This is a genomic window from Haloarcula amylolytica, from assembly GCF_049705545.1.
Lineage (GTDB): Archaea > Halobacteriota > Halobacteria > Halobacteriales > Haloarculaceae > Haloarcula > Haloarcula amylolytica_B.
The window spans coordinates 1036817-1057994 of sequence record NZ_JBNAMU010000001.1 but is presented as its reverse complement, the minus strand read 5'-3'; the positions used below and the strand labels follow the sequence as shown (position 1 = coordinate 1057994).

Here is a 21178-nt window from a genome sequence, read left to right as displayed (position 1 = left end):
GTTTTTGTGCGGCTTCGCCGAAGCCGGCGTATGGACTTCGAGTCGTTCACCCTGCTGGCGGCCACCGACGGCCTCGGGGTGGAGCCGGCCGCCCGCGCCGATGCCGACGGGCTGGAACTCCGGATGGACTTCGCCGACGAACCGCTGGCACAACTGGACACATACAGCGGCGACCTCCCGATACTCGTCACCAACCGGCCGACGTGGGAGGGCGGCGAGGCCGCCGACACCGCACGCCGCCTCGATGTGCTGGAAACCGCGCTCGAACACGACGCCGTGACAGCCGTCGACCTCGAACTCGCGGCGCTGGAGGGGGCCGGCGACCACGACGCCAGCCGTGTTGCCGACGTTGCCCGCGACCACGACGCATCGGTGGTCGTCTCGACGCACAACTTCGAGTCGACACCCGACCGCGAGGCGATCGTGGATCGCCTCGAACGGGCCTGCGGTCACGGCGACGTAGGGAAGATGGCAAGCACGGCCCAGTCGCCGGACGACGTGCTGGCGATGCTCGGAGCGACCCGCGAACTGACTGCCGGAGGCGAGCAGGTCGCCACGATGTGTATGGGCTCAGCCGGTCGCCACTCCAGGGCCGTCGCCCCGCTATACGGCTCCTGTATCGGCTATGCACCGGTCGACCCCGCTGACGCGACTGCGCCGGGCCAGTACGACCTCGCGACGCTCCGGAGGCTGGTCGGACAGCTACAGAGCGACGCCTGATTGCCGGCGTGCGCCCGTCGCGGGGTTTTCCTCCGGACAGTGATCCTTCGGAAGATATAGGGGTATGCGAGACGCATTCGCGGAGTATGACTGACACAGGACGCAAGCGGCCGTTACTGGCCGTGGTGCTTGCGTTCATCTTCCCTGGGTTGGGACACTTCTACCTCCGTAAGTGGGTGCGGGGACTGCTGTGGCTCGGGCTGTTGTTCGCGCTGTCAGTGTTGTTCGTCGTCACTGGCGCTATCGACCCCGTGACCCAGCTAAGCATAGAGGCTATCTCGTCGTCGTATCAGTCCAGACCCACCGAGGTGACAATCGGTTCGGTCGTGATTACGACGCTCAACGTCGTCGACGCCTACTGGGTCGCCGTCAACGAGAACCAGACACGGGAAGTCGAATCCGGCACGACGTGTCCGAACTGCGGCAAGGAACTCGACCAGGACATCGACTTCTGTCACTGGTGTACGACGCAACTGGAACCGGTCGAGGCGGACCAGCAGTAATCTTCAGGCTGCGGTCGACCCCGAACCGAATCGGCTTACTTTTCGATGATACTTTCTTCGATCCGCTCGCCGAAGTGCGTCGCCGTGTCCTCGTGGTAGATCAGGATCTCGTCGCCGGGCTCGAGGTCCGTGACGGCGGTTCGCCCGTCCTGGGTGTGGACCTTGATCGTCTCGGCGTTCTGGAGCAGCGTCTCGATGCGGTCGCCGTCCTCGGTTTCGGCCTGCACGCGGAACATCGGGCGCTTCTCGATCTTCGCACGGCCGACGATGGCCTCGCGGGTCCGGCCGTTCGCATCGACGATCTGGACCTCGTCGCCGGACTGGAGTTCCGAGAGGTACTTCGTGCCGCCGTCAGGTGTTCGGACGTAGGCGTGGACCGCGCCGGCGTTGACCCGGAACGGCCGGGAGGCGACGTAGGGTGACTCCGCCGTCTCAGCGTGGACGAAGAAGAGTCCGCGGGCCATCGAGCCGACGAGCATCCCCTCGTCGTGTTCCATCAGACTGCCCGTGTCGATGCAGACGCGGTCGGCGGAGCCGGTCTGCTCGACGGCGGTGACCTCGGCGTACTCGAGGTCGAGCGATTCTCGCCCCATCTCGTCGCGGACCTCGACCGTCTTGCGTATCTCGTCTACGTCGTCGGTGTCCAGCAGGACGCCGTCGGCGCCGAGTTCCAGCGTCTCGTAGGCCGTCCGGGCGTCCTCGGCGGTTCTGACGCCGGCGATGAGATCCGTCTCCTCGCCGACGCGGGCGATGAGGTTTTCGAGCGGAATGATCTGCCAATTCTCGCCGATGACGATAGTGAAGTCGGCTTCGGCGGCGACCGCTTCGGCGAACGCCTCGTAGTCCTCGTCGAAGATTCGGACGTAGCCGCCGTCGGGGGCGGCCCCGTTCTGCCGGAGCGTCGAGAGGTCCGCGGAACCGGAGAAGTCGGACGGGAGGTCGACCGTGCCGTCGCCTTCGCCGTCTTTTCCGACGATGGTGGCGTCGGCCTGTGACTCCTCGGCCTCGGCCTCCATCACGTGGACGTCGCCGTTGGTGAACGCGGCGATATTTATCTCGCCGAGTTCCGAGACGCGGTCGACGTCTTCCTCGTCGACCAGTACCCAGTCGACGCCGGCCTCGATACCGGCGGTTATCCGGCGTTTCCGTGTCTCCCAATCGCCGACCTCGCTGTCGGCTTTGAGCCAGACGCTTCGAGTCATACGCCCACGTCCGCAACGGCGGGGCTTGAACGTGGCGGAACCCGGGTCGGTCTGTCGGCTGCCAGACAATCCGGGGCGAGACGCCATATGCGTATCGCAGGGGCGATATCCATTGGATTTCCTGAATGTAGTGACCGCGTACTACGACGATTGTTATTTATCTGTGCCCAATTATCGTAATTAAATGTTGGCCAGCAGACTTATCAATGAATATTACAAACTGTTAGACTGCATAATACTTTCCAATTACAGATGGTTACCAACCACGTTTATACAATCGCCGGGGCGAAAGGGGGGGTCGGAAAAACGACGTCTAGCATCAACCTCGGCACGCTGCTGGCGGAGGCTGGCTACTCGACCGTCGTCGTGGAGATGGACCTCGCGATGGCGAACCTCGTCGATTTTCTCGATGTGGACGTTGACACCGACGAGGACACCACGTTTCACGACGTGCTCGCTGGCGACGCGTCAGTAACAGACGCGATGTACGAAACCGACGTAGACCTATCAATTGTTCCGAGCGGGACCACGCTCGAAGGCTACGCGGACACTGACCTCGACCGGCTTCCCGACATCGTCGAAACCCTCCGGTGGCACCACGACGTCGTCCTGTTGGATACGCCGGCGGGATTGAGCGAGGAGACGATTCGGCCGCTCCAGCTCGCCGACGACGTGTTGCTCATTTCGACACCGCGGGTGGCGTCGATCCGGAACGTTTCGAACACGAAAGAGCTCGCCGAGCGAGTCGACGCGCCGGTTCGGGGCCTCATCCTCACGAAATCCGGGACGGGAGCGTCGCCGGGTGCCGACGAGATCGCGGAGTTCCTCGACGTCGAACTGCTCGGACACGTCCCGGAAGACGACGCCGTTCCGCATTCACAGGACGGCGGCACGCCGGTCGTTCAGAACGCGCCCAGCAGCGGCGCTGCGATCGCCTACGAGCGGATCTCGGAGCAGCTCGTCGATACCGAAAAGGCGTCGACTGATTCTACAGCGAGTGTGAACACTCCGGCGGACCCACCCACCTCGGAAGACACGGTGCCGACGCCTCGGCGAACGGAGCAGCGAGCACAGGAGCGGCCAGCCGAGTCTGTCGGAACAACTGACGGGGGCCGGAAAATCCACTCCCCGGACGCAGTCACTGACGACGGCGACCTGATCGGCCCGTCGCCGGCCGGTCAGAAAGACGGTGTCGACCGACCGGTGGATGACGCGGCTGAATCGGCCGATGCCGACGACTCCCCCGCCGCAGAGTCCCAGCTATCGGACTCCGAGGATGAAGCCGGAACCGCCTCGATAATTGACGGCACTGAGCTGGTCGAATCCCAGTCAGCACTGTCCAGCAGGCCGGAACGGGATGATACGCCGGAGCCGACCGGTGACACGCCGCAGTCCGATACTGACGGTCAGGCCCGAGATGCAGATACACCGCAGTCCGAAACCGGAAGCTCAGCCCAAGATGCCGACCCACCGATGCACGACACTGACTCGGCAACCGACTCGCCGTCAGACTCTCCAAGCGAAAGCGATTCCGAGACCACCAGTGACGGCGGCGATCCTGACGGTCTCGGCGCGCGAGTGCGGTCGCTGTTTGGCCTCTAGGCCTCGACAGCCAGTCCAGCCTCTCGGAGCGCCTCCTCGGTGGTGGCGTCGTCGTGGACGACGGCTGAGACGGCACGGGCAATCTTCTCCGGTTCGTCGTGCTGGAAGATAGAGCGTCCCATCGAGACGCCGGAGGCCCCGGCGTCCATCGTCCCCCGGACCATTCGGACGGTCTCTTCGTCGGTGCCCTTCGAGCCGCCGGCGATAACCACCGGCAGCGACGTGGACTCGACGACGTGCTGGAAGGTTTCGGCGGAGCCGGTGTAGCCGGTCTTGACGATATCCGCGCCCAGTTCCTCGGCCAGTCGGACGGCGTGGCCGACGGACTTGTTGTAGTCCTCGTTCTCGGAGTCGATGTCGGGGCCGCGGGCGTAGGCCATCGCCAGTACCGGCAGGCCGTACTGGCTGGCCTCGGTCGTCAGTTCCGAGAGCTCCTCGATCTGTTCGGGTTCGTACTGGCTGCCGACGTTGATGTGGAACGAGACGGCGTCGGCCCCGGCGCGGATGGCGTCCTTGACCGTCCCCGTGGTCCGCTTGTCCTGCTCGTCCGGGCCGATGGTGGTAGAACCGTTGAGATGCGTGATGTAGCCCGCGTCGTTCTTGTTCGGATGGACGCGCCCGGCGATGCCTCGCTGGGTGAGGACGGCGTCCGCGCCGCCGCTGGTGACCGCGTCGATAGTTGATTCGATGTCTTTGAGGCCCTTTACGGCCCCCATTGTGATGCCGTGGTCCATCGGGACGATGACGTATGTGTCGTCTGTCCCGATGCGTTCGAGTCGTGCGCGTTTTCCTGCAGTCATGATATGAGACAGTGTGGCAAGTACGATTATGTGCGTTCCGGTTGCGGTCGTTCTGACGCCCCCCGGAGCGCGCCGTCTTTGAGCTCGCGAGCCTTCGCTTCGAGCCGGTCAGCCACTTCGTCGACTGGGTCGCCGTTCTCGTGACCCTCGGCCACGATATCGACCAGCGCGGAGCCGACGATAACACCGTCGGCTCCGGCGTTGACGATGCGTTCGGCGTGGTCGCCCGTCTTGATGCCGAACCCGACGGCCTTGGGCACGTCCCAGTCGGACAGCCGGGCCAACGATTCCTCGGTGGCGTCGTCCACGTCCTCGCGCGCGCCGGTGACGCCCAGGCGCGCCTGGACGTACACGTAGCCCGACACCTGTTCGAGCATCCGTTCGAGTCGGTCGCCTTTCGTCGTCGGCGCGACGATGAACACCAGGTCGAGACCGAACTCGTCGCAAGCCCGGCGGAGCGGGGCAGCCTCCTCGGCGGGGAGGTCCGGAACGACGAGGCCCTCGATGCCGACCGCGGCGGCCTTCTCGACGAACGGCCGGGGTCCCTGTCTCGCGGTTTCACCGCTCGCGTTTTCCGAGTCGCTTCGCGACTCGCTATCACCCTCACCGTACTGGTAGATGAGGTTGTAGTAGGTCATACACACCAGCGGCACGTCGACGTCGAGGTCCTCGACGAACTCGAAGAAGCGGTCGGGCGTCATCCCGGCTTCGAGCGAGCGGACGATGGCGTTCTGGATGGTCTTGCCCTCGGCGATGGGCTCGGAGAACGGCAGGCCGAGTTCGATGACATCTGCCCCGCCGCGGGCCAGCGCCTCGACGTATGAAAGCGACGCCTCGTAGCTCGGGTCGCCGGCCGCGAGGTAGGGGACGAAGGCGGGCTCGTCGGCGAAGGCGCGTTCGAGGCCCATCAGAGGCCACCTCCGCCAACCCGCTCGAAGATGGACATGTCCGGCGCGATGTCGAGGTCGCGCTTGCTGGTCTCCTCGATGACCGTTTCGAGGTCCTTGTCGCCGCGGCCGGAGACGTTGACGATGACGGTGTCACCGACCTCGTCGTGGTGCTCTTCGAGATAGCCGAAGGCGTGGGCCGTCTCCAGGGCCGGGATGATACCCTCGTCCTGGGAGAGTCGGTGGAACGCCTCCAGCGCGGCGTCGTCGTCGACGTTGACCGGCGTGACGCGGTCCTCGTCGACCAGGTGGGCCAGTTCCGGCCCGACGCCGGCGTAGTCCAGCCCCGCGGACACGGAGTGGGATTCCATGATCTGGCCGTCCGAGTCCTGCAGGAGCTTCGTGCGCGCGCCATGGAGCACGCCCTCGTCGCCGGTCGAGAGGGTGGCGGAGTTGGGCGCGACGCCCTCCTCCTCGTCGACCTGCAGCGAGGAGCCGCCGGCCTCGACGGCGTAGAGGTCGACACGGTCTCGCGGCTCGTCGCCGCTCGACTGTTCCGGGGAGCGTGGCTCCCCGTCATCGTCGACGAAATGGGCAAACGTGCCCATCGTGTTCGACCCGCCGCCGGCGCAGGCGAGGACCGAATCGGGCAGCCCGCCGGTCTTCTCGATGGCCTGCTCGCGGGCCTCCTCGGAGATGACCGCCTGGAAGTCCCGAACCATCTTCGGGAACGGGTGCGGCCCGACGATGCTCCCGATGACGTAGTGGGTGTTCTCGACGGTGGTCGCCCAGTCCCGCATCGTCTCGGAGATGGCCTCCTTCAGCGTGCCGCGGCCGACCGTCACCGGATTCACTTCGGAGCCGTTGATGCGCATCCGGAACACGTTGGGGCGCTGGCGCGCGATGTCGGTCTCGCCCATGTAGATCTCGCAGGGCATGTCGAGGTGGGCCGCCGCCATCGCCGTCGCCGTGCCGTGCTGGCCGGCCCCGGTCTCGGCGATGATGCGCTCCTTGCCCATGTACTTCGCCAGCAACACCTGGCCCAGCGCGTTGTTGAGCTTGTGCGCGCCGCCGTGGAGCAGGTCCTCGCGCTTGAGATACACGTCCGTGTCGTACCGGGCCGAGAGCTGGTCCGCGTACTGTAGGGGCGTCGGTCGGCCGCCGAAGTCGGCCAGCCGCTCCCGGAACTCGTCCATGAAGCCGTCCTCGTTTTCGAGCACGTACCGCTGGTAGGCGTCTGTCAGCTCCTCGATAGCTGGCATCAGCGCCTCGGGCACGTACTGTCCACCGTACTCGCCGAACTTGGGGTCGTGTGCGTCGTCAGTACTCATGTGTCTGTAGTCGTCGTTTCAACCGCATCAGTGTCTGCATCTGTTAGTCGCCGCGTGTTCGCTTCCACGTCCGTCGCCGCGTCGTGGTCCATGATCGCCGAGCCGATCAGCAGGGCGTCCGCGCCGGCGTCGCGCATCCGCGTGACGTCGTCTGGTGTCTGTATGCCGCTTTCCGCAATGAGCGTGACGCTCTCGGGGACCTCGGGGGCGACGGACTCGAACGTGCCGAGGTCGACGTCGAGTTCGGCGAGGTCGCGGTTGTTGACGCCGACGATGTCCGCGCCCGCCTCCAGCGCCGTCTCGACCTCCGCCGCGGTGTGGGCCTCGACGAGGACCTGGAAGCCACGGTCGCGCGCCGCCGCGAGCAGGTCCGCCAGGTCGTCGGTCCCCTCGGCCTCGAGAAAGCGGACGATGAGCAGGACGACGTCCGCTTCGACGACGTCCAGTTGCTCCTCGTGGAGGATGAAGTCCTTCCGCAGGACGGGCACGTCGACGGCATCTCGTACCCGTTCGAGCGTCGTCGCCGATCCGCCGAAGTGGTCCGGTTCGGTCAGCACCGACAGCGCCGCCGCGCCGCCCTCGACCATCCGGGTTGCGAGGTCGACCGGGTCGTCGGACCGCTCGCCGTCCGCGGTCGGGCTCGTGGGCTTGATTTCGGCGATGACCGGCGTTCGCCCGTCGGCCGCCGCCGCGTCGAAGGCGTCCGACAGCGACCGGGGCGACACCGACACCCGGTCGTCGCCGCCACCGCGCTCCCGCGCCGCGTCGAGAATCGACTGAACCGCTGGGTCTATCTCCTCACTGTCGTCCATTACTGAACACTAACGTACAGAAGTGTACATAAGAGTTCCCCTCTCGTCCCGGCGAAAGCGTGCCTGGGCCGGTCGGCTCGGTGTCAAGCGGACAATAGCTCTATGGTGTATCGCGTTACATGTTCACATATGTCGTTCCAGACGTCCATCCGACCGGCTGAATCAGTGGATATCGCGGACATCCGCCGGGTCGCCAGGACCACGTGGCATACCGTGTACGACGACATCCTTGGGGCAGAGACAGTGGAGGAGCACCTCCAAGAGGGGTATGCGCCGCCGCTACTGGAGCAGATGATCGAGCTCGAAGAGGTCGGCCTGTTCGTCTCGACGGCCGACGACGACGTGGTGGCGTACATGAGCTGTGGGATGACGGACGCGACCGGCTTCGGCGACCTCGACATATACGTCCACCCGGATTACTGGGGGGAAGGTATCGGGACGGAGCTGCTGCACCGCGGCGAACAGCACTTACACGAGCTCTCCGTACGGAAAATCCGCGACGAGGTACTGGCCGAGAACGAGGTCGGGAACGCGTTCTACCGGAGCCACTTCGAGAAGGTCGGCGAGCGGACGACCGATGTCGGCGGAGAGGAACACCCGGTCAACGTGTACGAGCGGCGATTGTAAACGCCGACCTGATTCGATCCAACAGTACGTGTGTGACTCACACGCTCTCGTAGCTCGTGTAACAGCGTTTAAGCCGCTGAAACCGCTTCATCGGTGCAATGAGCTACAAGATCGGACTCGTCGGCAAGCCCTCTGTCGGCAAGTCCACGTTTTTCAATGCGGCGACGATGAACGACGTGCCCGAGGGCGCGTACCCGTTCACGACAATCGACCCCTCGATGGGCGAGGCGTACGTCCGCGTCGACTGCGCGGCCCCGGAATTCGATCACACCTGCACCCCGAATCACGGCTACTGTACCGAGGGCGTCCGGTTCGTCCCGACGAAACTCGTGGACGTGGCCGGCCTCGTCCCCGGCGCACACGAGGGGAAGGGGCTGGGGAACCAGTTCCTCACGGACCTCAACGAGGCCGACGTGCTCGTCCACGTCGTCGACTTCACCGGCGAGACGGACCTGGAAGGGGAACCCACCGAGGACCACGACCCGCGCGAAGATATCGATTTCCTCGAAGACGAACTGGACATGTGGTACCTCGATATTCTGGAGAAAGGCATCGAACGCTACCGCTCGGGCTACCACGGCGAGGACAAGGCCATCGAGGACGACCTCGCCGAGCAGATGTCGGCGTTCAAGATCAACGCCGACGAGATCAAACAGGTCGTGCTCGCCCTGGACCTGGAACTCGACCCCGACACCTGGGACGACGAGGACAAACAGGCCCTGGCCCGGGAGATTCGCATCCGAACCAAACCGATGCTCATCGCGGCGAACAAGATGGACACCCCGGAAGCCCAGGCGAACTGGGAGACCGTCACCGAGGACCCGGCGTACGAGCACCTCACGTTCGTCCCCGTCTCGGCCCACGCGGAGAAGGCGCTGAAAAACGGCAACGAACAGGGCGTGCTTGACTACCGGCCGGGCGACGAAGACTTCACCGTAACGGCGGACCTCCCCGAGGAGAAGGCCGCGGGGCTGGAACAGATCCGGGACTTCGTTACGGAGTTCGGCGGCACCGGCGTCCAGCAGGCGCTGGAGACCGCGCTGTTCGAGGAACTGGGGGCTATCGCCGTGTTCCCCGGCGCTCGCAAGCCCCAGGAAGACGGCACCTTCCTGCAGGACTGTTTCGTCCTCCCCGACGGATCGACCGCCGAGGACTTCGCGTACTTCCTGCATACCGACATCGGCGAGGGGTTCCTCCACGCTCACGACGTGCGCACCGAGCGACAGATCGGCGCTGACACCGAACTGGACCACCGCGACGTGGTCGAAATCACGACGACGAACTGATACTGTCGGCTGTAAGTCTGTGAATGATTTCGCCATCTCGGGGTGGCGAATATCTTGAAATAGTTACAGCCGACAGTATGAGCGGGTCGCTATCAGGCGCTCTGTCGGCGCTGTTTTCGTACTCAGCGACAGTCGGACTACAGCAGGAGGTGCGCCAGCAACACGATGATGGCAACTTTCTTGACGAGGATGACGCCGATAATCAGTTGCGTCGTCGATAGTCCACGGACGCGCTCGATGCCCCGCCGGAGGAACGCGGGCGACTGGGCGAGTTCAGCCACCAGTAACCGCCACTCCGCGCGGAACGTCTCGACCGCCGACCCCTCACCGTCGGTGTATGCGGCTTCCGGCCGTGGCAGCCACTGCGACCCCGTGTATTCGAGTTCGACCAGCGACCCCTCTAAATGACTGGCCTGCTCGAACTGCAGGCCGTTCGCTTCACAGAGCCGCTCGACCTTGGCGATGTCGCGGTCGCTGTCCAGGTCGTAGCGCCGCTGTATCGTGTCGGTCGCCCAGTCGAACTGGAACCGACAGACGAGTTCGCTCTCGCCGACCCACACGTCGACGACCTCGGCCAGTTCGACCGTGCCGGCCGTCTCTTTCCGCTTCCGGTGGAGTTGCTCGTACTCGGCGGGGGACTCCGTCGAAGCCGTCACCTGGGACTCCGTCTCGGGCATGCCTTCTCGATACGGGTGTTCGTCTGACGACACTATACGTTTTCTCCCACTGGAACGGCTGCTATCCTGAGGGAGTCGGAAAGGCGACTGCCAGCGACACGTTCAGAGGTCGACCGGACAGCCGTTGATCTCGCCGCCGCGCATCCCCTCGGCGAGCCAGTAGATAGAGAGAGTCAACACAGCGAGCGCCAACAGCGCGAACTCCAGGCCATCGAGGGGCAGAAACAGCAGCGAGGTCGAGACGCCGAGCAGCGACAGCAGTCCCAGCAGGACCGCCGATCCGCAGGCCGCACAGCCCGCGCCGAGCGTTCCGAGGACGACCCCCGCGACGCCCGCGCCGCCCTGCTGGAGGTCGAGGCCGTGCTCGCGGAAGTGGTAGGTCGCCAGGCCGATATCGACGCCGGTGAGGACGGCGACGACGACCAGCAGGACCCCCTGTGCGGGGTTGAACGACGTGCCGATAAACGGGTACAGTTCCCCGAGCACGCGCAGTCGGCTGGCGAGCGGGAGCGACCCGCCGACCACGAGGTCCAGCACCAACGGGACGTTCAGCGAGACGACGAACAGCGTCAGCGAGACGACTGCAGCAATCGCGGCGACCGCCGCATAGACCGGCAGCGTGAGCACGAGCCTGACCGTCCGGCCCATGAGCCGCCAGTCCCCGCGCGTCGTCGGCAGGCGGAGCCCTTCTGCGGTGCTCATCCGTCGCGCTCTCCCAGCGCCTCCGCGATGAGTTCGTAGCTGACGCTCCCGTTGACCTTCGTCACGAACTCGCCGTCCTCGAACAGCAGAATAATCGGCGTCGTCTCACCCAACCCGGCGTCCTCGGCCGCCCGGATGTCGGCCTGGACAGCGTCGTCGTGTGCCCTGTTCCGGGCGTCGCTTGCGACCGCCTCGCCGTCTACCTCGGTCTCGTCGGTGAGAAACGTCGCCGTTCGCTCCAGGACGTTGTCCGGATCGAACGACGACTGCTCGGCGAAATAGTGATCGAACAGCGACCAGTACGCCTCGCTGTCGCGGGCGAACGTCGACTCCAGCGCCTGCGTCGCCGGTTCACCCCAGGGGTAGATGACTGGGTATGTCCGGACGACATACGCTCCTTTGCCCGTGTCCACGATGTTCTCTCGAATGTCTGGCAGCGTGTTCTCGTGGAAGCGGCGACACGTGGGGCAAGAGGGGTCTTCGAACGCCAGAACGACGTGGCCGCCGAGTTCACCGCGGCGGGGCTGGGCTTCGAGGTCTGCGGCCGCCGGGTGGTCGTCGATAGACTCGCCGGTGTCCGCATCGCTGCTACAGCCCGCGACCGCGCCGACGACACCCGCCCCGGAGAGTGTCAGAAAGCGGCGTCTGTTCATATACGCCCGGTCGGCCCGCGCGGGTTTAGCGTTTGTTCTACTGTGTGGCTCCGATGAGTAACCGTCTTGTCGACGGCGGCGGTAGCATCTGCCGGCCGATGACGACGACTCACAGGGCCGAATCGGGGTGACTCCCCGTTGATGACGAGCCCTATGAGTGCCGAGGCCAGTCCGGTATAGACGATGCAACTCAGTAAGCCATAGCGCAATAGAACGGCCCAATCCGAAGCCTGTTAGACTTACGAGTAGCGGCGATTCGATAGCGGTGGCATACCTCCGGCGACAAACCGACCACCCCGTGCTGAGTGGCGACCGCAACGCGGCCCGGTACGATCAGTGATGCAGTTCGCACCCGGTGTCGAGATATCGTCCACGTTCGTCAAGCGACTCCGCCTCCGCCGGTCAGTTCCGACGCGTGAGAATTCCCAGTATGCCTTTATTTTGTTCGGCTGAGCAACACACATGAGTGTCATCTGTGAATTCGAGTTGCAGTCCGCAGATATGCCGCTGTGTACGGTTGCTGCCGAACTGAACACCCGACTGATCGTCGACAACGTCGTCTCCGGCACAACCGACGAGCCGGCGCTGGTGTTCTCCGCGACGGGCGTCGAACCGGATGCCCTCGAATCGGCATTGCTCGGCGACGAATCGGTCGTGGAGTTTGTTGCCATGGACTCGGCTATCGTCGAGTCCCGGTATCGGGTCGTTCTCGATACGGATTACGTCGAGATGTACACCCGGCTCGTCGACCGGCAGACGTATCCGATGGGTGCGCTCGTGACCGAGCCCGGGTGGAAAGTGAGCACGCAGTTCGCCGACAGAGCGGACCTCGAAGCGTTCCGGGACGCCTGTCAGTCCAGCAGTGTCACGTTTCGCCCGCATCGGCTCTGCGAGACGGAGCACGGCGGCGACAACTACGGACTCACCGCCCCGCAGCGAGAGGCGCTACTGGCAGCCCACCGACAGGGATACTTCGCCGTCCCTCGCGAGGCAGACCTGTCGGAACTCGCGGCGGAACTCGATGCCACCACGTCTGCGATTTCGGAGCGCCTCCGTCGCGGAACGGACCAGTTGATCGACCACACGATTGCCAGCTCCGAACAGTGACAGCAGGCTGGCCGGAGCGCGGCTATTTCGGCGAGCTACCTTCTCTTATAAATTGCTGTACATATGTTGGCAACGGTTAGGGCTGGGACTTGCGTACCATTACATGACGGTGACCCAATATGACCATCCACCAGCACCCACACGTCACTGACCGCGACGCACACTTCGTCGGGGGCGGCATTGCCTCCCTCGCTGGCGCGGCGTTCCTCGTCCGAGACGGCAACATGCCCGGCGAAAACATCCATGTCTACGAAAAGCTGGACGTCGTCGGTGGCGCGATGGACGGCGCTGGCGACCCGGACGAGGGCTACCTGATCCGGGGCGGCAGGATGTTCAACTACCCGACGTACGAATGCACGTGGGACCTCTTCGAGACGATTCCGTCGCTCGAAGACGACTCGCGGTCGGTCAAAGACGTGATGGACGAGTTCAACGAAGCGCACCCCTCGTATGCGAAAACACGGCTGATGCACGAGGGCGAACGGATCGACGCGGGCGAGTACGGACTGACGCGCCAGCATCGACAGTCGATAGCTCGGTTGCTCCTCACGCCCGAACCGCGACTCGGTGACGCGCGCATCGAGGAGTGGTTCGACGAGTCGTTCCTGGAGACGAACTTCTGGTACGTCTGGGCGACGATCTTCGCGTTCCAGCCGTGGCACAGCGTCGCCGAAGTCCGGCGGTACATGTACCGGTTCCTGCACGAGTTCCCGCGCCTGCACACCATGGAGGGCATCGACCGGACGAAGTACAACCAGTACGACTCGATGATTCTCCCGCTCCGGCGCTGGCTCGAAGACAGAGGCGTCTCCTTCGAGTACGGCCACGAGGTGACGGATATGGATATCGTCCCGTCGCGGACAGGGCGCACCGTCGAGCGGCTCTACTGTGAAACCGACAGCGGCACCGAGTCGGTCCCAGTTGAGCCGTCCGACCTCGTGTTCGTGACGAACGGGTCGATGACCGACGGCTCGTCCATCGGCGGAATGGACGAGGCCCCAGAACTGAACGAGACCGGGGCGTCGTGGGAGCTGTGGAAGTCCATCGCCGAGGACAATCCACAGTTCGGCAACCCGTCGGTGTTCGCGGACAACGTCACGGAGACGAAATGGGAGTCGTTCACCGTCACCCTGCACAACACCGAGCTGTTCGACCACATCGTCGATTTCACGAACGAGGAACCGGGCAACGGGCTCGTCACCTACCTCGGGTCGAACTGGCTGTTGTCGACGGTCGTTGCCGCACAGCCCCACTTCGCGAACCAGCCGGACGACGTGAAGGTGTTCTGGGGCTACGCGCTGTTCCCGGACCGCGAGGGGAACTACGTGGAGAAGCCGATGTCCGAGTGCACCGGCCGCGAGATCCTCCGGGAACTGTGTTACCACCTGCAGTGCGAGGACCGGCTCCCGGAGCTACTCGACGACGTGACCTGCATCCCGGCGATGATGCCGTTCATCACGGCGCACTTCCAGCCCCGGGAACCCGGTGACCGGCCCAAGGTCGTTCCGGACGGATCGAACAATCTGGCGTTCCTCGGACAGTACGCCGAACAGCCGCGGGACGTCGTGTTCACCGTCGAGTACTCGGTTCGGTCGGCGATGACCGCCGTCTACGAGATGCTCGACCTTGACCGGGAAGTCCCCCCGGTGACCAAACACTACCGGAAGCCCGGTGTCATCGCGGACACTGTCCGCGCCGCGTACCGCTGAGGGAGGCGACGGCGGTACGGGCGCGGAGATTCCAGCACTTTAGTACGGTGACGGAGATGGGTGTGTATGAACACACCGCCGCTCGCCGTCCGGAGGCTGCGATGGTAAACCTCGCGCTCTCGGCGGCACAGCTCGTCTTGGCGCTGGTACTCGTGGGACTGAACGGCTTTTTCGTCGCCGCGGAGTTCGCCTTCGTTCGCGTTCGCGGCACCTCTGTCGAACAGCTCGCTGACGAGGGGAAAGCCGGTGCGGGCTCGCTCCAGGCAGTGATGGCGGACTTGGACAACTACCTCGCGGTGACCCAGCTCGGTATCACGCTCGCCTCACTGGGTCTGGGGTGGGTCGGTGAGCCCGCCGTGGCGGCGCTGCTGGAACCCGTTCTGGCACCGATACTGCCGGAGACCCTCCTCCACCTCGTGGCGTTCGCGATCGGATTTACGATCATCACGTTCCTCCACGTCGTCTTCGGCGAACTCGCGCCGAAGACGTTCGCGATTGCCCAGACTGAGCGGCTCTCACTGCTGCTCGCGCCGCCGATGAAGCTGTTTTACTACCTGTTCTATCCTGGTATCGTCGTGTTCAACGGCTCGGCAAACGCCTTTACGCAGTTGCTTGGTGTCCCGCCGGCCTCGGAAACAGACGAGACGCTCGGCGAGCGCGAGATACGGCGGGTGCTGGCCCGGTCCGGCGAAGAGGGGAACATCGACGCGTCCGAGGTCGCCATGATAGAGAGCGTGTTCGACCTCGACGATACGGTCGTCCGGGAGGTCATGGTCCCGCGACCCGACGTTGTGAGCGTGCCGGCCGACGCCACGCTGTCGGATATCCGGGCAGTCGTTCTCGACGAAGGACACACCCGCTATCCGGTGGTCGAAGCCGACGACAGCGACCAGATCGTCGGGTTCATCGACGTCAAGGACGTGCTGCGGGCCGGCGAGGAAGGTAACGAGAACGCGACTGCCGGCGACATCGCCCGCGAGATACCGGTCGTCCCGGAGACGACGGCTATCAACGACCTCCTCTTGCAGTTCAGGCAAGACCGCCGGCAGATGGCCGCGGTCATCGACGAATGGGGGTCGCTCGAGGGAATCGCGACGATAGAGGACGTGGTCGAGGCCGTCGTCGGCGACTTACGCGACGAGTTCGACGTCGACGGCCGCGAACACGCGATACGCAAGCAAAGCGACGGGAGCTACGACGCCGACGGCGGCGTCCCGCTGTCGACAGTCAGTGAGGCCCTCGGTGTCGACCTCGACAGCGACGCAGTCGAAACCATCGGCGGCCTGGTGCTGAGCCAGCTCGACCGCGCGCCGGAAGTCGGCGACACCGCCGAGGCGGCCGGACACGTGTTCGAGGTGACAGGCGTCGACGGCACCCGAATCTCGACGATCCGAATCAGTGAGGGCGATATCGACGACTCGCCGTCGGCCGAGTGAGCGGCCGGTCAGAAGAACTCGTCCAGGTAGACGGGCTCGGAGCGAAAAACGTCCGCGAGCGGCTGGCGAACCGACTCGTCGAGTATCTCAAGCCCGGCCAGCCGGTCGGCGGCGTCGACGCCGTGGGTCCCGACGGCCAACTGGGAGAGCGTCGCGATGTCGACGGTCGCGTCGGCTGCCGAGTCGCTGGCTGGAAGCGGATCGACCGTCGCGGTGCCGCCGCTCACTGACAGTCGGAACAGACCGTCGTTCCGGTCGAGCAGCGGGTCGCTGACTGAGAGCGTGCAGTCCAGGTTCTCGGCGGGCCAGTCGAGGCGTTCGAGGTGGCCGACGTCGGTGAGGCGAACCATCGGCCCGGCCTCGACGGTACAGTCGACGGCTGCGGGGTCGTCGACGCGATGGAGCAGGGCAGCGTCAAGCGGTAACTGGAGCGTGATGCGCTCGATCTGTGCGCCGTGGTTCCCGAGAAATGCCAGCAGGGCGCGGCGGGCCTCCTCGTCGGCGGCCGCAAAGTTCGAAACCGAGAGCGTGTTGTCGGCATCGTCCGCGATAGTGTACACGACGTACCCACGGAGGTCCCCGTCGCGTTCGTAGCCGTAGCAGTACGGGAGGCCGTCGTCGTCCCAGTCGGCGAGCGTCCGCTCGCGCCACCACGCTTCCGAGCGGCGGAGCGAGAGCGCCGTTCCGGCGGCTGCAGCGGTCTCGACCCGACGGAGCCGCTCCCAGTTGTCGGCGTCGAGGCGGACCAGCTGTCCGGCGATGGAGTGGTCCGGGAGCGCCGACGGCGGCAGATCGAAGCGGCGGTATGTGTTCGCCGTTCCCCAGCCCAGGCGGCGGTAGAACGGCGTCGAAAACGGCCAGAGGGTGACGAACCCGACGTCTGCCTCGCGGTACTCGCGCAGTGCGTGCCGACAGAGGTCGGCAGCGTACCCCTGCCCGCGGTGTTCGGGCGGCGTCGCGACTGCGCCGAGACCGCCGACCGTCGTCGCCGCACCGCGAACGGTCGTATCGAGGAAGTACAGCTTGCAGACAGCCCGGAGGCTGTCGCCGTCGTAGAGGCCGCGCTGGTCGAACAGCGACGGTGGCCAGTCGCCGTCCGGGTCCGGGGTTGCGGGGCCTCGTTCGGAAGCGAAGGCGTACTGGAGAATCCGCTGGCAGGCTTCGCGGTCGGTCGCCGGGACAGGGCGGAACTCGGACATACCGTTGCAGGTGGTCGCCAGCTACAGAAACCTAGGCATCTGCGGGCCGTCAGCGTGACCTTGCGTTGACCGAGAGCTTCCGGACCTGCCGGCTACCACGGGGCCGACAGAGGACTTTACATCATCGTGGTCGACCGGGCAGTATGGAGTACTCGACGTTCAGTTCGACCGGCATCACCGTCTCGGACATCTGTCTGGGTTGCATGAGCTTCGGAACCAAAGGCGACGAGTGGACGCTCAACCGCGCGGAGAGCCGCGAAGTCATCGAGCGCGCGATCGACCTGGGAATCAACTTCTTCGACACGGCCAACGTCTACTCCGACGGCGAATCGGAGGAAATCCTCGGCGAAGTGATCTCGGAGTACGACCGCGACGAGTTCGTCATCGCGACGAAGGGGTACGGACAGATGCGCGAGGACGACCCCAACTCCGGGGGGCTCTCGCGGAAGGCCATCGAGCAGGAGCTGTCGAACTCGCTTTCCCGGCTCGGGATGGACACCGTCGACCTCTACCAGATCCATCGCTGGGACTACGACACCCCAATCGAGCAAACGCTCCGGGCGCTCGACGACGCGGTGCGGCGCGGCCGGGTCCGCCATCTCGGGGTGTCGTCGATGTGGGCCTATCAGTTCGCCGAGGCACTGCACACGTCGGACCGCCGCAATCTCGACCGCTTCGTCTCGATGCAGAACCTCTACAACCTCGTGTATCGGGAGGAGGAACGCGAGATGCTCCCGCTCTGTGACAGGGAAGACATCGCGGTGATGCCGTGGAGCCCGCTCGGCGCGGGCTTTCTCACCCGGCCCCACGAGGAGTTCGACGCGACGACCCGCGGGGAGCACGAGGCTGAAATCGGTCGCCCGTACGCGGCGGGTGGCGGCAGAGAAATCAACGAGCGCGTGCAGGAACTCGCCGCTGAAAAGGGCGTGTCGATGGCCCAGCTCGCCCTCGCCTGGCAGTTCCACAAGGAGTGGGTGACGACGCCGATTCTGGGCACCTCCAGCGTCGAGCACCTCGAAGCGGCCGTCGAGGCGCTGGAGATAGACCTTAGCGAATCGGACATCGAATACCTGGAAGAACCCTACGAGCCGGTCCCGGTTTCGGGCCACGAGTGAGCGGACGCCCCCGGTGCGGCAGTACAGCGGTGTCCACCGTCGTGGTAGTACAGCGGTGTCCGCTCACGGCACGTACCAGATGCCCCGGTCTTGGTCGAGGAGCGACCCGACGACGATGTGCGGGAGCGCGACGATACTGATGAACACGCTCCAGAACGCCACTGCGCCGGGGAGCAGGTCACTCGTTCCCAGCGGGTTCGGGAACGCCCAGTAGACGGCGACGAGGACGCCGAAGGTGGCCAGCGCTCCGACGACGAGGACGACCCAGGCCCGGAGTGCGACAGTCGAGGGGTCCGCGCCGCCGAGCAGGTCCCAGCGCTCGTCGCCGACCGGTTCGCTCTCGACGGCCGCCGTCCGCGCCACCTGTCTGGCGGAGTACCAGAACGGGAAGTACAGGCCGACGGCGACGAGGACCGGAACGAACGCGAAGTACGTCGCCAGCAGCAGCGACTCCCCCGCGTCGACGAGCCAGGAGCGGCCGCCGCCACGCACGTAGCCCAGCAGGACGTGCGTCGTCAGGGCGAGGCCGTAGCCCGATCCGATGACGATTCGGGTCGTGTCGAACGAGCCTGCGTACGGCGAGAGCGCCCCGGGTTCGACGAGCCCGACCATCAGCGAACTGAACGCGTGGAACGTCTCCGGCCAGAACACGATGGGGACGAGCATCACCGCGCCGCCGCGGACGGCCGCTGCGAGCCCGCGCTGGAACCGTGTCCGGAGGTGCTCGGTGCCGCTCGTGGCTTCCAGCACCTGCAGGCCGCCGAGCCCGCCTTTCGCCATCGCGACGGTCAGCGCCAGCGCGAGGCCGGCGACTGGAGCCACGAGGAACAGGCCGACGAATCCGCTGATAGCCGCCAGGTACACCGCGACATATCGCCAGCGAAAGGAGGGGCGACGGCGGCGAAGGTTCTCGAAGTGTTCGTACCCGCCGTGGGGGAGATTGAGCGCGACCATCCCGACGAGGTACACCACCATCTGGGCCCGGAGCGGGACCCTGACGCCGATGGTTCCGAGGAGACCGAAGGTGACGGCGAGTACCAGCAGGCTCGCCCGCGAGAGCCAGAGCGACGGGTGACGGTCGGTGTCCCGATGCCGCTGCCAGACGGACCCCAGGCCGGTCGTGGGCATGTCGTGGGCCTAGGGAAATGCTTACAATAAACGATACAAGGGATTCCAGCGAACTGGGAACAGACCGATGGATTGACTGGAGAGATATCCGTTGTGAGGTCCTGGGAATCCGAGGAACCCTTTTTCAAGCGTAGTCGCTAGCGGTGGATATGCGTGATGGCCTCCCTCGCGACCTGACGGTCACCGTCGTCGGCGGCGGCTTCGGCGGCCTCTCGGCCGCGTGCTACCTGGCCGACGCCGGGGCCGACGTGCGACTGCTCGAACGCCACGACCGCCTCGGCGGCCACGCGGGCGTCCTCGAACGCGACGGCTTCCGGTTCGACACCGGTCCGTCGTGGTATCTGATGCCCGACGTGTTCGAGCGCTTCTTCGGCCATTTCGACCGCGAGCCCGCGGACTACTACGAACTGGAGCGACTGGACCCCCAGTACCGGGTGTTCTGGAAGGACGGCGACCGCGTGACGATGCGGCCGAACCGCGAGAACGCCCGCGAGGTGTTCGAGTCCTACGAGGACGGGGCCGGCGACGCACTGGCCGACTATCTCGACACGGCCGAGCGGAACTACGACCTCGCGATGGACCGGGTCGTCTACGAGGGCCGCGAGCGGTTACGGGACTACGTCGACACCGACCTCCTCCCGCTCGCGCCGCGGGCGCGGCTGTTCGGCTCGATGGACGACTACGTGGGCCGCTACATCGACCACCCGAAGCTCCGGCAGCTGCTCGAATACACGCTGGTGTTTCTCGGCGGCGCGCCACACAACACCCCGGCGCTGTACAGCATCATGAGCCACGTCGACCTGAACATGAACGTGTTCTACCCGGAGGGCGGTATCGCCGGCGTCGTCGACGGCCTCGGGTCGCTGGCCCGGGAACTCGGCGTCGACATCCAGACCGGGACCGAGGTCCAGCACATCGCCGGCGAGGCGGGGGCGTTCGAACTGACTACCGAGGACGGCGTCCGCACCTCGGACATCGTGGTCAGCAACGCCAACCCCGCCTACACCGAGCAGAGTCTCCTCGACCCCGACGCGCGCGACCACGACCCGGGCTACTGGGACGACCAGACCTACGCGCCGTCGGCGTTCATGCTGTATCTCGGCGTCGAGGGCGACGTGGGTCCACTGGCCCACCACTCGCTGGTGCTGCCGACGGACTGGGACGGCCACTTCGAGCAGATATTCGACCGTCCGGCGTGGCCCGACGACCCCGCCTACTACCTCTCGGTTACGTCGAAGACAGACGAGACGGTCGCCCCCGACGGCCACCACGCCGTCGTCGTCCTCGTCCCCATCGCACCGGGGCTCGACGACGGCCCCAAGATTCGACAGGAGTACCGGGAGTTCGTGCTGGACGACCTCGCGGAACAGACCGGCGTGGACCTCCGTGACCGCATCGTCGTCGAGGAGTCGGCCTGCGTGAGCGAGTTCGCCGAGCGCTTCGGCGACCCGCAGGGAACGGCCCTCGGACTGGCCCACACGCTGTTCCAGACCGGGCCGCTCCGCCCCGGCCACCGCGCCGGCCTCGAGGGGCTCTACTACACCGGGGCCTACACGACGCCCGGTATCGGGATGCCGATGTGTCTCATCAGCGGCGAACACACCGCCCGCGATATCATCGAGGACAGCCCGTTCGAGACGGAACCGGACCGCTCGGTCTCGACGGCGGACTGACGCCGACCT

The 21178-nt window shown here is 65.5% G+C and carries 20 protein-coding genes; 10 read left to right on the top strand and 10 right to left on the bottom strand.

Features of this window, described 5'->3' with window-relative positions; all coding sequences use genetic code 11:
- Positions 1 to 30 precede the first annotated feature (30 nt).
- Both ACOZ4H_RS05625 and ACOZ4H_RS05620 read left to right on the top strand, forming a co-directional pair.
- Entirely contained in the window at positions 31 to 720 is a 690-nt protein-coding gene (locus tag ACOZ4H_RS05625) for a type I 3-dehydroquinate dehydratase (RefSeq protein WP_424328372.1), read from the top strand.
- 86 nt (positions 721 to 806) lie between these two features.
- On the top strand, positions 807 to 1223 hold the full coding sequence (locus tag ACOZ4H_RS05620; protein ID WP_424328371.1) for a DUF6677 family protein: 417 nt from the start codon (positions 807 to 809) through the stop codon (positions 1221 to 1223).
- Between the two features lie 35 nt (positions 1224 to 1258).
- On the opposite strand, the gene ACOZ4H_RS05615 is transcribed toward ACOZ4H_RS05620, so the two are convergent.
- Entirely contained in the window at positions 1259 to 2425 is a 1167-nt protein-coding gene (locus ACOZ4H_RS05615) for a 3-dehydroquinate synthase II (protein ID WP_424328370.1), read from the bottom strand.
- A gap of 252 nt (positions 2426 to 2677) precedes the next feature.
- Between ACOZ4H_RS05615 and ACOZ4H_RS05610 the strand changes: the two genes are divergently transcribed.
- Complete coding sequence (locus ACOZ4H_RS05610) at positions 2678 to 4027, top strand: P-loop NTPase (RefSeq protein WP_424328369.1); 1350 nt, start codon at positions 2678 to 2680, stop codon at positions 4025 to 4027.
- Here ACOZ4H_RS05610 and ACOZ4H_RS05605 read toward each other — a convergent pair.
- Genes ACOZ4H_RS05605 through trpC form a run of 4 tightly spaced genes read right to left on the bottom strand, consistent with a single transcriptional unit; the run spans position 4024 to position 7857 of the window.
- On the bottom strand, positions 4024 to 4827 hold the full coding sequence (locus ACOZ4H_RS05605) for a 2-amino-3,7-dideoxy-D-threo-hept-6-ulosonate synthase (RefSeq protein ID WP_424328368.1): 804 nt from the start codon (positions 4825 to 4827) through the stop codon (positions 4024 to 4026). The two genes, ACOZ4H_RS05610 and ACOZ4H_RS05605, sit on opposite strands and share 4 nt — an antisense overlap.
- 26 nt (positions 4828 to 4853) lie before the next feature.
- Complete coding sequence (trpA, locus tag ACOZ4H_RS05600; protein ID WP_424328367.1) at positions 4854 to 5735, bottom strand: tryptophan synthase subunit alpha; 882 nt, start codon at positions 5733 to 5735, stop codon at positions 4854 to 4856.
- The gene (gene trpB, locus ACOZ4H_RS05595; protein ID WP_424328366.1) at positions 5735 to 7045 is read right to left on the bottom strand and encodes a tryptophan synthase subunit beta; all 1311 of its coding nucleotides are present in this window, start codon (positions 7043 to 7045) and stop codon (positions 5735 to 5737) included. Before trpB ends, trpA begins: the two co-directional genes overlap by 1 nt.
- Positions 7042 to 7857 carry an indole-3-glycerol phosphate synthase gene (gene trpC, locus ACOZ4H_RS05590; RefSeq protein WP_424328365.1) on the bottom strand — a complete coding sequence of 272 codons (816 nt, stop codon included), beginning with the start codon at positions 7855 to 7857 and terminating at the stop codon, positions 7042 to 7044. Before trpC ends, trpB begins: the two co-directional genes overlap by 4 nt.
- 129 nt (positions 7858 to 7986) lie before the next feature.
- Between trpC and ACOZ4H_RS05585 the strand changes: the two genes are divergently transcribed.
- Both ACOZ4H_RS05585 and ACOZ4H_RS05580 read left to right on the top strand, forming a co-directional pair.
- On the top strand, positions 7987 to 8484 hold the full coding sequence (locus ACOZ4H_RS05585; RefSeq protein WP_424328364.1) for an N-acetyltransferase family protein: 498 nt from the start codon (positions 7987 to 7989) through the stop codon (positions 8482 to 8484).
- Between the two features lie 98 nt (positions 8485 to 8582).
- Entirely contained in the window at positions 8583 to 9770 is a 1188-nt protein-coding gene (locus ACOZ4H_RS05580) for a redox-regulated ATPase YchF (RefSeq protein ID WP_424328363.1), read from the top strand.
- 137 nt (positions 9771 to 9907) lie between these two features.
- Here ACOZ4H_RS05580 and ACOZ4H_RS05575 read toward each other — a convergent pair whose 3' ends face one another.
- The 3 genes from ACOZ4H_RS05575 to ACOZ4H_RS05565 form a co-directional block, all read right to left on the bottom strand.
- Positions 9908 to 10447: a hypothetical protein gene (locus ACOZ4H_RS05575; protein WP_424330341.1), complete on the bottom strand. Its 540-nt coding sequence runs from the start codon at positions 10445 to 10447 to the stop codon at positions 9908 to 9910.
- A 102-nt stretch (positions 10448 to 10549) separates the two neighbouring features.
- The gene (locus ACOZ4H_RS05570) at positions 10550 to 11149 is read right to left on the bottom strand and encodes a hypothetical protein (protein WP_424328362.1); all 600 of its coding nucleotides are present in this window, start codon (positions 11147 to 11149) and stop codon (positions 10550 to 10552) included.
- A complete protein-coding gene (locus ACOZ4H_RS05565; protein WP_424328361.1) occupies positions 11146 to 11802 on the bottom strand; it encodes a thioredoxin domain-containing protein in 657 nt (218 codons plus the stop codon). The genes ACOZ4H_RS05570 and ACOZ4H_RS05565 overlap by 4 nt, the downstream gene beginning before the upstream one ends.
- Before the next feature lie 462 nt (positions 11803 to 12264).
- On the opposite strand from ACOZ4H_RS05565, the gene ACOZ4H_RS05560 reads away from it, so the two are divergent.
- The 3 genes from ACOZ4H_RS05560 (at position 12265) to ACOZ4H_RS05550 (ending at position 16054) form a co-directional block, all read left to right on the top strand.
- Entirely contained in the window at positions 12265 to 12909 is a 645-nt protein-coding gene (locus ACOZ4H_RS05560; RefSeq protein WP_424328360.1) for a helix-turn-helix domain-containing protein, read from the top strand.
- Positions 12910 to 13028: 119 nt separating this feature from the next.
- A complete protein-coding gene (locus ACOZ4H_RS05555; RefSeq protein WP_424328359.1) occupies positions 13029 to 14618 on the top strand; it encodes an oleate hydratase in 1590 nt (529 codons plus the stop codon).
- Between the two features lie 56 nt (positions 14619 to 14674).
- Positions 14675 to 16054, top strand: a complete 1380-nt coding sequence (locus ACOZ4H_RS05550) for a hemolysin family protein (RefSeq protein ID WP_424328358.1) — start codon at positions 14675 to 14677, stop codon at positions 16052 to 16054.
- 8 nt (positions 16055 to 16062) lie between these two features.
- On the opposite strand, the gene ACOZ4H_RS05545 is transcribed toward ACOZ4H_RS05550, so the two are convergent.
- Positions 16063 to 17253, bottom strand: a complete 1191-nt coding sequence (locus tag ACOZ4H_RS05545) for a GNAT family N-acetyltransferase (RefSeq protein ID WP_424328357.1) — start codon at positions 17251 to 17253, stop codon at positions 16063 to 16065.
- A 143-nt stretch (positions 17254 to 17396) separates the two neighbouring features.
- Between ACOZ4H_RS05545 and ACOZ4H_RS05540 the strand changes: the two genes are divergently transcribed.
- Complete coding sequence (locus tag ACOZ4H_RS05540; RefSeq protein ID WP_424328356.1) at positions 17397 to 18368, top strand: aldo/keto reductase; 972 nt, start codon at positions 17397 to 17399, stop codon at positions 18366 to 18368.
- Between the two features lie 63 nt (positions 18369 to 18431).
- Here ACOZ4H_RS05540 and ACOZ4H_RS05535 read toward each other — a convergent pair whose 3' ends face one another.
- On the bottom strand, positions 18432 to 19496 hold the full coding sequence (locus ACOZ4H_RS05535) for a Brp/Blh family beta-carotene 15,15'-dioxygenase (RefSeq protein ID WP_424328355.1): 1065 nt from the start codon (positions 19494 to 19496) through the stop codon (positions 18432 to 18434).
- A gap of 149 nt (positions 19497 to 19645) precedes the next feature.
- Here ACOZ4H_RS05535 and ACOZ4H_RS05530 point away from each other — a divergent pair, with 149 nt between their 5' ends.
- Complete coding sequence (locus ACOZ4H_RS05530; RefSeq protein ID WP_424328354.1) at positions 19646 to 21169, top strand: phytoene desaturase family protein; 1524 nt, start codon at positions 19646 to 19648, stop codon at positions 21167 to 21169.
- The last annotated feature ends 9 nt before the right edge of the window (positions 21170 to 21178 follow it).

What these genes read in the sequence shown, in the direction of transcription:
- ACOZ4H_RS05625 (WP_424328372.1), top strand. Translation starts at nt 31, where the DNA reads ATGGACTTCGAGTCGTTCACCCTGCTGGCGGCCACCGACGGCCTCGGG.
- ACOZ4H_RS05585 (WP_424328364.1), top strand. Translation starts at nt 7,987, where the DNA reads ATGTCGTTCCAGACGTCCATCCGACCGGCTGAATCAGTGGATATCGCG.
- ACOZ4H_RS05605 (WP_424328368.1), bottom strand. Translation starts at nt 4,827, where the DNA reads ATGACTGCAGGAAAACGCGCACGACTCGAACGCATCGGGACAGACGAC.
- ACOZ4H_RS05535 (WP_424328355.1), bottom strand. Translation starts at nt 19,496, where the DNA reads ATGCCCACGACCGGCCTGGGGTCCGTCTGGCAGCGGCATCGGGACACC.
- ACOZ4H_RS05570 (WP_424328362.1), bottom strand. Translation starts at nt 11,149, where the DNA reads ATGAGCACCGCAGAAGGGCTCCGCCTGCCGACGACGCGCGGGGACTGG.
- trpC (WP_424328365.1), bottom strand. Translation starts at nt 7,857, where the DNA reads ATGGACGACAGTGAGGAGATAGACCCAGCGGTTCAGTCGATTCTCGAC.
- ACOZ4H_RS05610 (WP_424328369.1), top strand. Translation starts at nt 2,678, where the DNA reads ATGGTTACCAACCACGTTTATACAATCGCCGGGGCGAAAGGGGGGGTC.
- ACOZ4H_RS05550 (WP_424328358.1), top strand. Translation starts at nt 14,675, where the DNA reads ATGGGTGTGTATGAACACACCGCCGCTCGCCGTCCGGAGGCTGCGATG.
- ACOZ4H_RS05560 (WP_424328360.1), top strand. Translation starts at nt 12,265, where the DNA reads ATGAGTGTCATCTGTGAATTCGAGTTGCAGTCCGCAGATATGCCGCTG.
- ACOZ4H_RS05540 (WP_424328356.1), top strand. Translation starts at nt 17,397, where the DNA reads ATGGAGTACTCGACGTTCAGTTCGACCGGCATCACCGTCTCGGACATC.
- ACOZ4H_RS05565 (WP_424328361.1), bottom strand. Translation starts at nt 11,802, where the DNA reads ATGAACAGACGCCGCTTTCTGACACTCTCCGGGGCGGGTGTCGTCGGC.
- ACOZ4H_RS05615 (WP_424328370.1), bottom strand. Translation starts at nt 2,425, where the DNA reads ATGACTCGAAGCGTCTGGCTCAAAGCCGACAGCGAGGTCGGCGATTGG.
- trpB (WP_424328366.1), bottom strand. Translation starts at nt 7,045, where the DNA reads ATGAGTACTGACGACGCACACGACCCCAAGTTCGGCGAGTACGGTGGA.
- ACOZ4H_RS05620 (WP_424328371.1), top strand. Translation starts at nt 807, where the DNA reads ATGACTGACACAGGACGCAAGCGGCCGTTACTGGCCGTGGTGCTTGCG.
- trpA (WP_424328367.1), bottom strand. Translation starts at nt 5,735, where the DNA reads ATGGGCCTCGAACGCGCCTTCGCCGACGAGCCCGCCTTCGTCCCCTAC.
- ACOZ4H_RS05530 (WP_424328354.1), top strand. Translation starts at nt 19,646, where the DNA reads ATGCGTGATGGCCTCCCTCGCGACCTGACGGTCACCGTCGTCGGCGGC.
- ACOZ4H_RS05580 (WP_424328363.1), top strand. Translation starts at nt 8,583, where the DNA reads ATGAGCTACAAGATCGGACTCGTCGGCAAGCCCTCTGTCGGCAAGTCC.
- ACOZ4H_RS05555 (WP_424328359.1), top strand. Translation starts at nt 13,029, where the DNA reads ATGACCATCCACCAGCACCCACACGTCACTGACCGCGACGCACACTTC.
- ACOZ4H_RS05575 (WP_424330341.1), bottom strand. Translation starts at nt 10,447, where the DNA reads ATGCCCGAGACGGAGTCCCAGGTGACGGCTTCGACGGAGTCCCCCGCC.
- ACOZ4H_RS05545 (WP_424328357.1), bottom strand. Translation starts at nt 17,253, where the DNA reads ATGTCCGAGTTCCGCCCTGTCCCGGCGACCGACCGCGAAGCCTGCCAG.